Source organism: Nostoc sp. UHCC 0252, from assembly GCF_034931145.1.
GTDB lineage: Bacteria > Cyanobacteriota > Cyanobacteriia > Cyanobacteriales > Nostocaceae > Nostoc.
The window spans coordinates 193,108-207,818 of the sequence record NZ_JAYGHE010000004.1 but is presented as its reverse complement, the minus strand read 5'-3'; the positions used below and the strand labels follow the sequence as shown (position 1 = coordinate 207,818).

Annotated in this window: 14 protein-coding genes and 1 pseudogene; 5 read left to right on the top strand and 10 right to left on the bottom strand. The window is 40.4% G+C overall.

Going from position 1 to position 14,711, the window contains the following annotated elements:
- Window positions 1–12 precede the first annotated feature (12 nt).
- Complete coding sequence (locus VB732_RS04415; protein ID WP_323229612.1) at window positions 13–471, bottom strand: transposase family protein; 459 nt, start codon at window positions 469–471, stop codon at window positions 13–15.
- Between the two features lie 90 nt (window positions 472–561).
- Here VB732_RS04415 and VB732_RS04410 point away from each other — a divergent pair.
- The 5 genes and pseudogenes from VB732_RS04410 to VB732_RS04390 all read left to right on the top strand — a co-directional run.
- A pseudogene (locus tag VB732_RS04410) lies at window positions 562–798 on the top strand (AMIN domain-containing protein); the annotation flags it as partial.
- A 63-nt stretch (window positions 799–861) separates the two neighbouring features.
- The gene (locus tag VB732_RS04405; protein WP_323229611.1) at window positions 862–3,021 is read left to right on the top strand and encodes a TonB-dependent siderophore receptor; all 2,160 of its coding nucleotides are present in this window, start codon (window positions 862–864) and stop codon (window positions 3,019–3,021) included.
- Between the two features lie 159 nt (window positions 3,022–3,180).
- Window positions 3,181–3,534: an ABC transporter substrate-binding protein gene (locus tag VB732_RS04400; protein WP_323229610.1), complete on the top strand. Its 354-nt coding sequence runs from the start codon at window positions 3,181–3,183 to the stop codon at window positions 3,532–3,534.
- A gap of 246 nt (window positions 3,535–3,780) precedes the next feature.
- Entirely contained in the window at window positions 3,781–4,782 is a 1,002-nt protein-coding gene (locus VB732_RS04395; protein ID WP_323229609.1) for an iron-siderophore ABC transporter substrate-binding protein, read from the top strand.
- Window positions 4,783–4,860: 78 nt separating this feature from the next.
- Window positions 4,861–5,250 (top strand): DUF1636 domain-containing protein, encoded by a 390-nt coding sequence (locus VB732_RS04390; RefSeq protein WP_323229608.1) that lies wholly within the window; start codon window positions 4,861–4,863, stop codon window positions 5,248–5,250.
- Window positions 5,251–5,256: 6 nt separating this feature from the next.
- Here VB732_RS04390 and VB732_RS04385 read toward each other — a convergent pair whose 3' ends face one another.
- The 9 genes from VB732_RS04385 to VB732_RS04345 form a co-directional block, all read right to left on the bottom strand.
- Entirely contained in the window at window positions 5,257–7,131 is a 1,875-nt protein-coding gene (locus tag VB732_RS04385; RefSeq protein ID WP_323229607.1) for an ABC transporter ATP-binding protein, read from the bottom strand.
- Window positions 7,132–7,250: 119 nt separating this feature from the next.
- The gene (locus VB732_RS04380; RefSeq protein WP_323229606.1) at window positions 7,251–9,047 is read right to left on the bottom strand and encodes an ABC transporter ATP-binding protein; all 1,797 of its coding nucleotides are present in this window, start codon (window positions 9,045–9,047) and stop codon (window positions 7,251–7,253) included.
- A 198-nt stretch (window positions 9,048–9,245) separates the two neighbouring features.
- Complete coding sequence (locus tag VB732_RS04375) at window positions 9,246–9,626, bottom strand: transposase (RefSeq protein WP_323229646.1); 381 nt, start codon at window positions 9,624–9,626, stop codon at window positions 9,246–9,248.
- Window positions 9,627–9,858: 232 nt separating this feature from the next.
- Window positions 9,859–9,963, bottom strand: a complete 105-nt coding sequence (locus tag VB732_RS04370) for a group I intron-associated PD-(D/E)XK endonuclease (protein ID WP_323229605.1) — start codon at window positions 9,961–9,963, stop codon at window positions 9,859–9,861.
- Window positions 9,964–10,414: 451 nt separating this feature from the next.
- Window positions 10,415–11,368, bottom strand: a complete 954-nt coding sequence (locus VB732_RS04365; protein ID WP_323229604.1) for an asparaginase — start codon at window positions 11,366–11,368, stop codon at window positions 10,415–10,417.
- A 91-nt stretch (window positions 11,369–11,459) separates the two neighbouring features.
- On the bottom strand, window positions 11,460–11,960 hold the full coding sequence (locus VB732_RS04360; protein WP_323229603.1) for a CGLD27 family protein: 501 nt from the start codon (window positions 11,958–11,960) through the stop codon (window positions 11,460–11,462).
- The gene (rsfS, locus tag VB732_RS04355; protein ID WP_323229602.1) at window positions 11,957–12,415 is read right to left on the bottom strand and encodes a ribosome silencing factor; all 459 of its coding nucleotides are present in this window, start codon (window positions 12,413–12,415) and stop codon (window positions 11,957–11,959) included. Before rsfS ends, VB732_RS04360 begins: the two co-directional genes overlap by 4 nt.
- A 319-nt stretch (window positions 12,416–12,734) precedes the next feature.
- A complete protein-coding gene (locus VB732_RS04350; protein WP_323229601.1) occupies window positions 12,735–13,865 on the bottom strand; it encodes a HAMP domain-containing protein in 1,131 nt (376 codons plus the stop codon).
- A 170-nt stretch (window positions 13,866–14,035) separates the two neighbouring features.
- The gene (locus tag VB732_RS04345; RefSeq protein WP_323229600.1) at window positions 14,036–14,704 is read right to left on the bottom strand and encodes a response regulator transcription factor; all 669 of its coding nucleotides are present in this window, start codon (window positions 14,702–14,704) and stop codon (window positions 14,036–14,038) included.
- Between the last annotated feature and the right edge of the window lie 7 nt (window positions 14,705–14,711).

The window sequence follows — 14,711 nt, the reverse complement described above, 5'->3', positions numbered from 1 at the left end:
TATCCGCAATTCCTAAATGCTTATGAGGCAAGGCTTTGAGGGATTAGATAGAAGCTGCGATCGCGTCATGAAAGCCACGAGAAAAGTAGGCTTTTGATACTTCTCTTCATCTCCTTGCACTTCTTCCATTTGCGATGCTGGCAGTATTTCTCTCAAAATTTTTATCCAATAATTAAACGCATCATTCGCTTTCGTTTTGGAGACATCAAACAGTAAACCTAATATCTCAAAAATTGGTTTTTGTCTGAGATATACTAAACACAGACATATTCCTTCTTTTGACGACATCTCTGGTTTCCGTCCACCACCCTTAGTGATAATACGGATTTTATTTTTTTCAATTTCAGCTTGTTTCTCCTTATGTCTTTCTTCCGCTAAACTTACTAATGCTAAAAAGTGTTCATAATTTATTCCTATTAGTCGTTTTGCTTCCTGTGGGTGCAACTCTATTCTCACTAAAGGGCTTGTCATACTAAATGCCAATTATTTATAGTCTCTTCTAATTATTCCATTTTTTTGTATTAAGGATAGGTCTAATGGCTAGCTCAATCTCTTGTTCAGATAACAGGTGTCAAGTCCCAAGCCACAGACGAAGGCTTAGAGGTAATTTTAGAAACTAATCAATCAGATAAACTGCAACTCACAAATAAAAGTGAGGGGAATAGCTATATTGTTGAAATTCCCAATGCCCAATTACGCCTACTTAGTGGTGATATATTCCGCCAAGAAAAACCGACTGCGGGAATTGCTGAAATTACAGTTAGCAATTTTAATACAAACACTATTCGCATCACGGTAACTGGTGAAACTGGTGCGCCACAAGTTGAATTATTTGATGGTGACGAGGGTTTGGTTTTTGGGGTGACACCAACAGCATCCACTACTAGCCAAGCTCCGCCAGCACAACAACCTCCTACTGAGACACCACAAACACCAACAACTGAAACGCCTTCAGAGCAACCCACAGCCGAGACACCTGAAAATAAAGAACCAATTGAATTGGTTGTGACAGGTGAACAAGATACATATCGTGTACCAGAAGCATCAGGGGCTACTAGAACCGATACCCCAATTCGTGACATTCCCCAATCGATTCAGGTAATTCCTAGACAAGTTTTAAAAGACCAACAAGTTACTAGGCTCACAGACGCAATTCGTAACGTTAGTGGTGTTGTAGAAGGCGATACTTTTGCAGGGACAAATGACGCTGTAAATATTAGAGGCTTTGATTCTTTTAATCCGACTTTTCGAGATGGTTTTAGAGAAACTGGCTTTACATTACGAGAACTCGCTGATATTGAGCAAATAGAAGTTGTTAAAGGGCCAGCTTCTGTGTTGTATGGAAATGCTGAACCAGGAGGAATTATTAATTTAGTCACGAAAAAACCTTTAAATATTCCTTATTATGCTGCTGAATTCTCAGCAGGCAACTTTAGTTACTACCGTTCTGCTATTGATTTGTCGGGGCCTCTCGATCTAGATAAAACATTTCTGTATAGACTGAATGTTGCTTACGAGAATGCTGGTAACTTCCGAGATTTTGTCAATAGTGAGCGATTCTTTTTCGGGCCAGTATTTGATTTAAAACTGGGCGATCGCACTAATCTATTTTTGAATGTCAGTTATATCAACGATGAGCGTACATTTGACCAGGGCATAGTTGCTTTCGGTCAAGGGATTGCTGACATTCCTACTAGTAGATTTTTGGGCGAACCAGGAGATAAACGTATAACAGAAGAGGTAAATGTTGGTTATCGCCTAGAGCATCGATTCAATGACAACTTAACCCTCCGCAATGCCTTTCGCTACGCTTCACAAGATTCTTTTGATTACCGCGCCCAGCCTCTAGAAGTGGACGAAGAAACTGGCGAATTAACACGCAACTTCCGTTCCAATGATGATTACGATGAGACATACTCTCTTCAAACGGATCTTGTTGGTAAGTTTGCGACGGGTTCAATTCAACATACACTTCTGTTTGGACTTGATCTCGCTCGACAAAAGAGCGATGGTTCACAGAGACGGTTACCGAATGGATTAACTCCATCTATAAATATTTTTGACCCGGTTTACAACCTTATCTCAAGACCAGGTCTTTCAGAACTCACAAATGCAGTTAGAGATGGTAACTCCAAAACAGAGACATTGGGCATTTATTTGCAAGACCAGATAGCATTTTCAGACAATTTTAAGCTGCTGATAGGTGGGCGTTTTGATACTGTAGATCAAAACCAGTTCAATAGACTCTCAGATACCCCTACTAATCAGTATGATGAAGCCTTCACTCCGCGAATTGGTATTGTATATCAGCCAATTCAACCGATTTCACTCTATGCCAGTTATAGTCGCTCGTTTACACCAAATTTTGCTCAAAGTGCTGATCAAAGATTTTTGGATCCTGAACGCGGTACTCAATATGAAGTGGGTGTCAAAGTAGATTTAAATGATAAAGTTTCAGCAACTTTAGCAGCTTACGAAATTACCAAAACTAATATTGCTGCGCCAGATCCAAATGACCCTGATAACTTTAGCATTCCAATTGGAGAGCAGAGAAGCCGAGGGATTGAACTAGATATATCTGGTGAAATCCTACCTGGATGGAATATTATTGCTGCTTATGGTTATACCGATGCTGAAGTCACACAAAGTAGTGATTTACCTAATGCTTTGAGAGTTGGTTCTAGAGTTCCTAAAGTACCGGAACACAAAGCTAGTTTATGGACAACTTATCAATTTCTCCAAGGTAATTTGCAAGGTTTAGGTTTCGGTTTAGGGCTATTTTACCTTTCAGATAGAATAGGTGGTGATATTCCTACTAATCTAGCTGACGATACTTTCACATTACCTAGCTATCTGCGAACTGATGCCGCAGTTTATTACAAGCGTGATAACTGGAGAGCCGCCATCAATATCGAAAACCTGTTTGGCACGAGGTATTTTGAGTCATTCAACTTTGGCAGAAATACAGTGATTCCAGGCGCACCGTTTACGGTGATAGGGACAATTTCGTTTGAACTTTAGTTAACACTATGGGAGCCACTACGTTTGTCGCCATATTTATAGACGCGTAGAGGCTTTCTATTACTTCATTCACAGTGTGAAGATAGAAGGAGGCCAAAATATGAAAATCAAGCGCCCTATCAAACTGTTCTTACTAGGAATTGTTACTATTGCTTTACTTTGATTAATCTTTTTGGAGAAAATCTCATTTCTACATATTCAGATAAAGAGACTTATAATCAAGTTCTCCAAGACATTGGTATCAGGCTTATACCTATACTAGCAAACCAAAAAGAAGACACTCTAGTATCTAGTATTGAGGTATTAAACAAGTATGATGCTGATGTTTTGTTTATTATGAATACTACTAAAGAATTGACAAAAACTTTTTTTAAAAATCCTCTTTTAACTACACTCAAAGCAGCACATAATAATCAAGTGTATGCAGTCCAAGAAAATAGATGGTGGACATACGGCTTTTTTGGCATCAATAAACTACTTGATGACCTGTTTAAATATCTGGTTCAGCCATAGCCTTCATGACAATTCAACACCGAGAGTCTAGCTAAACGTAGATACATACCATAAGTAAGTTCACAGTGATTGCTGTCTAGGCTACAAAACATAGTATCAAAAATGAGAGATAATCTCAATAAGTACCAAAAATTTATCTGTAGCTGTAAGATATTAATCGCTGAAAACTATGGCAATAGTTTTGTCTGACCAAAATCGGGAAGAAATATTTTGAAGAAAATCAGATATCGGATATGAGATTACATCATGAATGACAGTTATATCAAAATAAAAAGCCTGACTCGGCGATGGCGGTTTGGAATTGTCATATTTTGTACTTTACTGCTTGCAGTAGCTTGTCATCGTGATAGCTCTCTACCTGTTAATTATCAAAGCACAAATGCAGCGTGTCGTCAGATGGAACACGCTGCGGGAATCACCTGTATTCCAGAAAAATTTGAGAGACTGGTGACTCTAGATGATGGTGAAAATGCGATCGCACTAGGTATTAAACCTATTGGTGCTGTGATCTCGGATTTTTCATCATATTGGCAAGATAAGCTAACAGGAGTAAAAAATATCGGGACAATTGGCGAACCTAACCTAGAAAGTATTCTCGTACTCAAACCAGATTTAATAGCTGGTTCTGACTATCAAAAAAATATTTATCCTCTTACTTCCAAAATTGCTCCAACAGTTTTGTGGAAATTTGAACACAGTGGTCAATGGAAAGAAGTATTTAAGAATATTAGTATGGTATTGGGTAAGAAAGAAGTTGGTCAAAAAGTAATGGCAGATTATTACCGTCGTCTTGCAGAATTTAAACAGAAAATGGGCAATAAACTGTCAAAAATTAAAGTTTCTGTAGTACGAGTTTATCCTAATAATATCAACCTATATTTACTTGATTCTTTCTGCGGGACAGTTTTGCAAGATGCTGGATTATCTCGTCCAGAATCTCAAAATTTCACGGCATCAGAGGCAAAAAAATTATTTGGTAATCAGATTCAAATGTCCATCGGTAATGAATTAATTGAAAAAGCAGATGGTGATGTTATATTTATATGGACGGGTGAAAATGATACCAAAGGCAACCAAACAGCGCAAAAGAAATTAGAGCAGCTTAAATTAAGTCCTCTGTGGAAAAATTTAAAAGCTGTAAAAGAGAATAAAGTTTATTTGGTTCCAAACTACTGGATTGGGAGTGGTATGTTAGCTGCTAACGCGATTATTGATGATTTGTTTAAGTATCTAATTAACACACCTTGATTTATTCAGAAGTAGTCCGAACATCGCCAAGTTAGTGTTTGAATAATTGTTTAAATACTTTTTATAAAGTACCCAATTATGAAACTTCATACTTTATTTGTTTGTAAATCATGTAGTACTGTTCTCGACCACGAAGAAGCAGACGATCGCGCCGAGGGAAATCAACTTTTACTGAAGCTGCTAGAGACTCAAAAAAATAATTCCGCTTACAGCACTGTCAATATAGAGCCTGTGGGATGTTTGTGGAGTTGCGTTAAAAAATATTCTTGTGCTGTCAGCTTTATTTGTCCACAAAAATATACATACCATTTTGTGGATTTGACAGAAGAAAATATCATTGAGTTGTTGGAATTCAGCCTGCTTTATCAAGAAAGCCAAGATGGGTATGTTTTACCGCCGAAACTACCGGGAAAACTGCGATCGCATCTTTTAGTACGCATCCATCCTACACCTGAGACGATCGCTTAGTTGATATCAAAAATTTAACTCTTCACCTTTACTAATAATTTCATCTAACTTTCCTTGTGCTGCTATTTTACCTGCCTTTAATAGAATGATTTGGTCGGCGCGACGTAAAACAGAACGTCGATGAGAAACCACAAGACAAGTTGGCATCCAATTTTCTTGTTCACTTGTATTGTTAAATATTCTTGACCATAAAGCTAATTCTGTTTCTACATCCAATGCACTAGAAAGGTCATCAAAAACCATCAATTCTGGTTTACGAACAAACATTCGGGCAGCTGCTAAACGTTGCAATTGTCCACCAGATAGTCTAACTCCTTTTGCTCCTACTAAAGTTTCCATTTTTTCGTTCATGGCGGCTAAATCTTGCTCAAACACGGACATTTTTAGCGCCTTTTCGATTTCATAATCATCTTTATCTAAACCCAATAAAATATTTTCTCTGAGGGTATAACTAAAGAGTTGGGGGATTTGAGGAGTATAAGCACTATGAGGTGGTACAAAGAAATTAATAGGGTCTTCTACTAAACAGCCATTCCAATAAACAGCACCTGATTGCTTGGGTAATAATCCTAATAAAACTCGTAGCAGTGTAGTTTTACCAGAACCAATGCGACCAGTAATAACAGTCAAACTACCGCGCTGTAGTTGAAAGCTGATGTCTGTTATTCCTTGGTTAGTACTGGGATAGTGGTAAGTAAGGTTTGATATGGTTAATAATTGTAAGCGGTAAGCGTTAGCCATGCCGTCAGGCTTATCGCTCTTTTGCCTTGGTGGTTGTTCTAAGGGTGGAAGTGGTTGTTTGCGATCGCCTCCGGCGGGGCGTAGCCTATCGCGCAGGTTATTTAGATAAAGTGGATTTTTGGCGACCAAAATATCTGCTGTCACACCAGAAAGCAAAGCTGTCATCCGTTCAAAGGAGACTTCGGTTTGCTTGTACAATGCCATGAATCTCCCTAGAGAGTTAAAAAAGCCGGTGACAAAGGAAAGATTATAAATAAACAGAGCAAAGTCGCCTATACTCAGTTTACTAGTTTGACTCTGAATTAACACAGAAGCTAGCAGCAAAATTAAACCCGTCCCTAGATTCACCATGTTTTGAAATACTGAATCTAATATGGCATTTAATAAGCTATCTCTTACCATCACTTGGCGGCGTTTGTCGTTGAGAATGCGAAAGTGATGCAACACATCTTGTTCTGCACCAGCTACTTTAATCGCTTGCACTGAACTAAAGATTTCGCCTAAAATTCCTGTTACCTTTTCTGTCGCTTGGCGGCTAGCTTTGCGGTATCGTTTGATGTAAATCTCTGCTTTTTGGATAATTGCGATCATCGCAACCAAAGGCAGAAAAACAAACAAGGTCATTTGGACATTAACGCTTAATAAAATCACCAAACAAAGAATAGCGAATATTCCTTCACCAAGCAGTTCTGATACCCATGCCACATTGTCTTCTATTTGTTGAGCATCATCACGAAAATAACTAAGAATTTCACCTTGAGATATGGCTTTTTCCTCCTCACTGTTAACAATCATAGGTTGAGCAGTGGGATTGTTTAACAGACGTTCTAACAGATTGCGCCGCAGCAACGAACTCATGGTGAAACGGTGCTGAGTTTTAGTTAAGCGACCTGCAAATATTATCCCAATATGTCCTAAATTCAAAGCCAATAACAACGCGATCCAAGCTAAAGGTGTTAACCCAAATTGTGCTTTACCTGTTAAGCTATCAAAGAATTCTCGGATAATTAACCCAGGAATTGCAGGCAAGCCCATAATTAAAATCCAGAAGCAGCTGTCAATTGTGTACAGTTTTGGTTTATAGCAAATTAGGTTCCATAATAATTTCCAACCTTGTGGTTTTTTGGTTGCTGATAACATAATAGTTCGTAATTCGTAGTTCGTAATTCGTAATGACGCTCGAACGCAAGAGCGTGCCGTAGGCAAGACTCGCTAACGTAATTCGTAAGTTTTAATTAAAAGAAGAGTGTTGACCACAATTAAACTAATAAATCTGTCAAACCAGTCTTGAGTAATTGAGCAAAGCGTGAATGAGAATTTTCAAGTAATTCTTCCCGTAACCCATATTCGCTTACCCGACCTTTGTCTAAAATCAGAATTTGATTTGCTCTTTGCACGGTTGCTAATCGGTGAGCGATAATGATGCCAGTACGCCCAATCAATAGCTGGTCTATAGCTTTTTCAATGAATTTTTCTGTTGTAGGATCGAGGCGTGAGGACGCTTCATCTAAAATTACTAGACCAGGGTCTTTGAGAAAAACACGGGCAAATGCTAACAATTGCGCCTGTCCTGCTGATAAGCCACTACTATCAGGCCCCAATTCAGTGTCTAAGTCTTTGGGTAATGAATCTAGCCATGCAGATAATCCCAGCATCCCCAAGGTTTCATAGATGCGCTCGTCGCTGATATTTTGGTTAAAAAAGGTCAGATTGTTGCGGACTGTAGTTTGGAATAACTGTACATTCTGAGTTACTAACCCGACGTGCTTAGGTAAGTCTGTTAAAGGAGTCTGGTTGATGTCCACATTCCCCAAGCGAATTGTGCCTGATTGTGAGTCATATAACCTCAATAATAAACGTACTAAAGTCGTTTTACCGCTCCCTGTACGTCCTAATAGTCCCAATACATGACTAGGCGGTAAATGGAAAGATATATCTTGCAGGATCAATTCTGGTTTTGTATCTTGCTTGTTGATGCGTAGACTCGTAGAGGCTTGTCCTTGGACATCGTTATAGCTAAATGAGACATTTTCAAATGTAATAGAAAGTGCGCCATCAGGAAGTCGCTCTTTGCCTCCTGCACTCAGTTGTGATTTTACTCCTAATAAGTCTTGAATACGATAAATGCTGGCTTCTGCCTGTTGGAGGTCTTCTAACTGAATGCGAATTTGCTCAATAGGTTCACTTAGAAGAGTAGTGTAGTAAAAAAATATATATGCAGTTCCGATAGTGATCGCTTTTTGATTCCAAAGGTAAAGAGCTACAGCTAAAGCAATGACATTACCTAGCGTGAATATGCCGTTGGTTGTAGTCCAGAGGATAGTATCAGCAAAGCGTGCTTTGTGATAAGTTGGCAACCAACGTTGCAGAATTTTGTAAAAGCGATGCATAACATAATTTTTTGCACCATTTGCCCTTATGTCTTCAATGCCAGTTAGTTGTTCACCCAAAAATCCGAAAAACTCTCCATTGACTTGGCGATAGCTTCCCCAATGAGGAACGGCGATGGAACGCAGACGAATTAGTGTAGATAATGCTATAAAAGCGAAAAATGAAATAGTTATACCAGCTCGCCAATCTTCGGCGAACATCACCACAATCACACCCAAAATCAACAGCAAACTGCCTAAGATATAAACACTAAATTTCGAGAAAAATTTTGAAAGATTCTGAATATCACCATCCACTCGTTCCACTAATTCACCAGGTGTCGAAGCCTTATGAAAAGATAAATCGAGTTTTAGGCAATGCTCAACTAAATCGGCACGTAAGGCATTAGTAGCTGTCCAAGCAACGTTTTCACCGTAGTATGTAGCTGTAATTGACATTAATTGCGTCGCTAAAGCTACACCAATAAATAGAAAGGCGGCAGTGAATAAGTTTCGCACTGAGCCGCCTGCTACAGATGTATCAATGAAATTACGTAGAATTTGCGGGTTGAGGAGTTGCAAGCCGATACTAGCTAATAGAGCGATCGCAAACTTGGCAACGCGTCCCTTTTGAGGCTTGAGATAGTCTATTAATAAATTCCCAAACTGCTTTAGACCAATTTTCATAACGTCGCCAAATCTTAGCCAGGATTGTTTTGAGAGTTATAATTTAATCAAAACTAATTGAGAAACTTATGCGAAAGCAGTATACTATAAAAACGACTTTTAACCTAGCAATAATTGTTTTTAAGTAATTTAGCACTAACAAATTTCATTAAAATTATGATTTACTGACTTTAGCAGTGCAAAAAAGCAAAATACCAACTATTGATTTATAAAATTAATGCCAATTTTGATTCTTTTTAAGTGATTTCTCAGTTTCTTTAGGCTAGAAAAAAATCTATCCAGCCCATAAGTTTGTTTATCTGATTTACCTATTACAACTTCATCTTCTGCAAGCAAATACACTTCATTTGCACGGAACAAATGCTTGCGGAAAAATAGCCAAAATAACGTCGCCCAAGGTATTACTGTATGAAAGAATCTCAACATTGAAGGGTAACTGCCACCAGTGCTTGTCCAACGAGAGATTCCCAACATCGTGACTCGTCCACTCATCGCTAACATGCCCAGGATTACTTGGTTCAATTGCCGCATTGTTATTGCGTTTATCTGCGGTACCAGGCACTGTAGCAGTGATAAGATAGCAGCCCTATCTCTTCATACTCTTTTTTTGGCGAAGGTATTGATTTTAATTAGAGTTCCCTCTACATCAAATCCTAGATCGTAAGTAACCACACAAAATTAATTACAGTCATTGCGAGCGAAGCGTTCGCGGAGCGTCTCGTAGAGATAGCAATTCGCTTGCGGCTGGGATTGCTTCATTTCGCTTCGCTACATTCGCAATGACATTGTGTAATTAATTATGTTTAACTACTTAAGGTAGCCGATCGCCAAAAGGTTTTAAAACTCCCCAAGTACGCTTTAAGGCATGAAGAACAGCAGCTTGTTCTGCTATGTCTCCCCTAAGCTTTGTGTCCATTTGTAAAACTGAGTAGCTGACAATCAGCACAAAACAAAACCCTGCAATCTTTTAAGAAAACAGGGCTTTGCTTTATCATTCATTTGGTGGCGGGAAGTGGATTTGAACCACTGACCTTCGGGTTATGCTTACCAACTACAACTTTCGTTGCCCAGCTTAACTGGTTTGTGGTCTGGACTGTCCCTTCACCCTCGTCATTATCGTTAGGGTGTCTGCCTTCCAGTCTCTACACCTTCTCCATTTCTGGAGCTTGGTTCGGGATTACCGCGCTATTGGCTTCCCCGAGTTTGACAGATAAACGCACATAAGTTTCTTTATGTACCGCCCATAGCAAACTTAACTAATAAGCGTGTAGTTAACTTTGCCCGTTGAGCCCGACGAGCTACCAGGCTGCTCTATCCCGCGTTGCTCTCGACTTATTTATAATAACCTATAGTCAAGAGTTTGGCAACTACAAAAACGATAATTCTCCAATTACTTCTAAACGGGTGTATTTTCCCAAGGTGGCAAACTTTTCTGAGAGGCTTTCGGCGGCACTAGGACTAATCCAACCCATTTGCTTGAGTAGGTGAATCGCAACGGCATGTTTGGCTCGTTTTGTCCCATCCATGACTTTGATTGCTAATCCCAAGCCTTCACCGAGTCTACCAATGCACTGGACTCCTTCAGCACCACTTTTACTAACCAGTTCCCCTGGAGTTAAGCGCATTAGTTCCGTATCAAATTCTCCATCTCCTGCTACCATCGCGGGGTGATGAGTCATAGCCCGGACGATGCGCTCCATATCTAGATTGGTACTGGAGGCTAGCAGGGCATATAAAGATGCCATGTGACCGAGTTGCATCAGATAAGTGGGTGCGCCACAGTCATCATGAGCGCTGATAAATTCCGCAGCTGGCATTCGCAGCAACTCTGCTACTTTGCCCAAAATCAATTGCTGTATTGGGTGCTTGCGATCCAAGTAGTTATTCAAGGGCCAACGGCGTTGCTGACAAACAGCTAACATTCCCGCATGTTTTCCAGAGCAATTGTATTCCAGAGGACTGTGCTTACCTTCAGGAATTGGACACTGGAGTATGGTGGGGTCAAGATCAGCCCGCCAAAGGATGTTAAATACCTGTCGGACTTGATCTATTCTTCCTTTATGGGAACTTGTCATAATCGCTAAGTCGCGATCGCTGAGGTCATAGCGTTCCAGTGTACCTGTGGTGGTGACTGCAAGTGCCTGAAACGGTTTGAGGGCTGAACGGATAAATGCAGCAGTTTCAGAGTTGCCGGCAACGGTTAGAACGCGTCCCCGATCGTCACATACAACAGCCTGGGCTATATGCCTGGATTCAATAATACCTTCCCGCAGCAACCGGATTTCCATTGCTGTGGCTTGAGTTCGTTTTCCCATTGTCATGGGTTTATATTTATCACCTTTTTTTAATTAATTTTTAGTCATTGGTTATTGGTCATTAGTCCTTAGCTAATGACTAATGACCAATAACTCTTTAAAACAAATGCCAAACTATCGTACCAGTAACGTACATTCCCGCCAAGCTAGCGAAGGTAAATTGCAATCGCCGCAAGATCGGTTTGATTTCGTATGCAACAATTAAGCGATCGCGGTTGAGGACTTCTTGTGGTTTCGTCCAAGTTTGGCCGTCGTACCAGCCAGACTCTTCATAAAAGACTGTGGGGCTGCAAAGGCGATCGCACACGTAAAACCAGCCTAAGTACAACCTCACCAGTGCTAGTACTACCCCAACACTGGCTGTTGCTGCACCACAAAGAATAAAATGTGCAATATACTTGTGAGGAGGAAAACTTGCTGCTGCTACAGGCGCTGCAATCAGCCAAGATAAACCCCAGATCCAAACAATTTTCGTGATGTACTCGCGCAAATCTAAAGTACTATCACGAAACAGCCAGGAAGTTTTTAACTCTTCGTACTCATTTAGCGGTTGTTGGTCTGTAGGAACTGGGCAATTTGAAACCGAAGACCTAATCATGTTGGCTTACCTTCACCCTCATCAGATTCTGGAAGGGAAATACGTTCTGCATGAATCCAGAACGCTTCTAAATTATAAAACTCTCGTTCTTTGGGCATCATGATGTGAACTATCACATCACCGTAGTCTTGTAGTACCCAACTCCCCTCAAGTTTTCCTTCTGTCCTTATAGGACGCCGTTGCAATTCAGTTTCGACTTTTCCTTCAATTGCTTGAGCGATCGCCCTGACTTGTACTTTAGAATAGCCAGTCATCATCACAAAGTAATCGGCTAGATAAGATACCTCTGCTACTTTGAGCAATAAAATCTCACCCGCTTTGCGGTCTGATCCAGCTTCTGCTATCGTTGCAGCTAATTTTCCGCTTTCCTCTTCGGTATGGGCGTGGCTTTTTACCACACTCTTCGTCAGTGGGACGGATTGTAATGGGAAATTTCCTTGGAAATAATCAGTCATTAAACCTCAGGTGCTTTTTTTCTTTGGAAACAATTGTTTACATTTACTTACAAATCACAAACAATTGATCTGAAAATGTGTCAATAGGTTTTTTTGAATACTAACAAAAAAACGGGAGTCTATGGGGTCTAGTTTGATAATTCACTGCTTAGAATTTTGACAATAGCAATTAGCAGTTGCGGATGGCTATTGTGTAGTGATAAATTAGCCAATGGCTTTTGAGCAAGGATTTCCGGTGAAATATAGTGTTGCCCCACTGGGGATTAATTGACTATTTGGGGTGAAATATAGGCTATTTCCCCGTCAAAAGATTTATTTTTCAGGTTTTATCGCCATTTTCTTCAGTTTCTGCGAGTTGAACTTGAGTACGTTGCAATTCCTCTAATGCCATCTTTAAGCTGAGATTTTTCTCATTTAACTCCCGTGTTCGTTCGCGTACTTTCTCTTCTAGTACCTGGTTGTATACTTCTAGCTGTTCGTTAGCATCATTTTGGACTGTGATAAGTTGCTGAACTTCCAAAATTAAACGATTGAGCGAATTAGCCAAGATGCCAACTTCATCATTAGTTGTTACGGGTGCTTGTAAATCAAAATTAGATTCCTCTATAACCTGTTGAGCAACATGGGTAACTGCTTGAATAGGACGGGCAATGGCCTGACTGGTGTAAATTGCTAATAATGTGGCGATCGCAATCGACACTAACAAGCTGCCTAAAATAATATTTAGACGTAATTTCTCTGCCCTTTGCAGTTCCCAATTTGCTTGCTGATACTCCTGGGCGATGACTTCAACAAGGTTGGTGATGTCATCAAGAAAATCATCAATCATAAAAATTGATGAGCTATGCATGAAATTGAACAGTTGAGTTTGTGCTGTCCTAATTTCGTTTGGTGATAATTTACTGGGATTGCGATCGTGAAACAGAGCCTCTGTGCGCTGTAAGTAAGTATCAAAGCCTTTGTGGACTTGCAACAAGCGGTGAAGTGCTTCTTGTTCAATTACAGAATCATATAGGTTCGGATTGTCAATGCTGTAGTTAGTTTTGAACTCAAACCAAACTTGTCTAGCTTGCTCAACATAGTTAACTAACAAAGTATATTGTTCTTGCCATCTTTTTGGTTGAGCCATGTATAAAATCAGCTTGTGTTGGTTGGTACGAACACGAAACACGATGGTTTTGAGTTGGTACATCTTATATAACTCTTCAATCGCCGCTTCTTCGCGCTTCTGTGCTTGTCGCTGGTAATAATCTGCAATCAGAAACCCAATGCTAGTTCCCAGCACAGCAATGCTTACAATTAGTGCATATCCAATGCCAATCTTTTGACCAACCTTGAGATGGCTAAACCAATATCTAGAATTGCTTGTGTTTGGACTGGAGTTATTTGATTGCAAAGAGCTATTTGATCGACCAAAAGCCAGATCATCGAAGTTGTGATGCTGTTTCATAATCAATCACGACCTTGATGAACTTGAATGCGTTCCAGTAGGGGGCAGGGGAGGCAGGGGGCAGGGGGCAGAGGGGCAGGGGGCAGAGGGGCAGAGGGGCAGGGGGCAGAGGGGCAGGGAGAGAAAAAAGCGTATTGGGAAATTCTTTACCTTGGACTCAGCACTCAGCACTACGTTCGCAAGCGATAACCCATGCCTCTAACTGTCTCAATCAGTTTGCTACCTAGTTTTTTACGGAGATAACCAACATACACATCGACAATATTAGAACCTGGGTTATAGTCGTAACCCCAAACATAATCAAGGAGTTGTTCTCGACTGATTACTTGTCCTGCATGGCGGCAAAACATTTCTGCCATAGCAAATTCACGGGCAGGTAGTTCTATTAGGCGATCGCCTATTTTTACCTGTCGAGTTCGCAAATTAAGCTCCATATTACCAGCTTTGAGGATAAACTCTTGGGCATCTCTGGCAGGTCTAGTACTTCGCAACCGTAACCTTACCCGCGCCAACAGTTCTTCAAATCGGAAGGGTTTGGTAACATAATCATCTGCACCTCCTTCTAGCCCAGCAACCTTGTCGTGAATATCACTTCTAGCAGAGAGGATAATCACAGGTATGTCTTCTCCCTGTCCGCGCAGTTCTTCGAGTACTTGAAATCCGTCTTTTCCAGGCAACCCTAAATCCAGAATTAACAAGTCAAAGGTTCCACTTTCCAACACATCTAGCACATACAACCCATCTGTGAGAATTGTTGTTGTGAACCCTTGCGATCGCAACCCTTTCTCAATAAACGAGGCAATCCGGGGTTCATCTTCAACGATGAGAATGTTGGGCATAGATGCT

Excerpts from the sequence above, each read along its gene's own strand:
- VB732_RS04365 (WP_323229604.1), bottom strand. The coding sequence starts at position 11,368 with ATGACAATGGGAAAACGAACTCAAGCCACAGCAATGGAAATCCGGTTG.
- VB732_RS04360 (WP_323229603.1), bottom strand. The coding sequence starts at position 11,960 with ATGATTAGGTCTTCGGTTTCAAATTGCCCAGTTCCTACAGACCAACAA.
- rsfS (WP_323229602.1), bottom strand. The coding sequence starts at position 12,415 with ATGACTGATTATTTCCAAGGAAATTTCCCATTACAATCCGTCCCACTG.
- VB732_RS04385 (WP_323229607.1), bottom strand. The coding sequence starts at position 7,131 with ATGTTATCAGCAACCAAAAAACCACAAGGTTGGAAATTATTATGGAAC.
- VB732_RS04390 (WP_323229608.1), top strand. The coding sequence starts at position 4,861 with ATGAAACTTCATACTTTATTTGTTTGTAAATCATGTAGTACTGTTCTC.
- VB732_RS04345 (WP_323229600.1), bottom strand. The coding sequence starts at position 14,704 with ATGCCCAACATTCTCATCGTTGAAGATGAACCCCGGATTGCCTCGTTT.
- VB732_RS04395 (WP_323229609.1), top strand. The coding sequence starts at position 3,781 with ATGAATGACAGTTATATCAAAATAAAAAGCCTGACTCGGCGATGGCGG.
- VB732_RS04370 (WP_323229605.1), bottom strand. The coding sequence starts at position 9,963 with ATGGACACAAAGCTTAGGGGAGACATAGCAGAACAAGCTGCTGTTCTT.
- VB732_RS04380 (WP_323229606.1), bottom strand. The coding sequence starts at position 9,047 with ATGAAAATTGGTCTAAAGCAGTTTGGGAATTTATTAATAGACTATCTC.
- VB732_RS04415 (WP_323229612.1), bottom strand. The coding sequence starts at position 471 with ATGACAAGCCCTTTAGTGAGAATAGAGTTGCACCCACAGGAAGCAAAA.
- VB732_RS04350 (WP_323229601.1), bottom strand. The coding sequence starts at position 13,865 with ATGAAACAGCATCACAACTTCGATGATCTGGCTTTTGGTCGATCAAAT.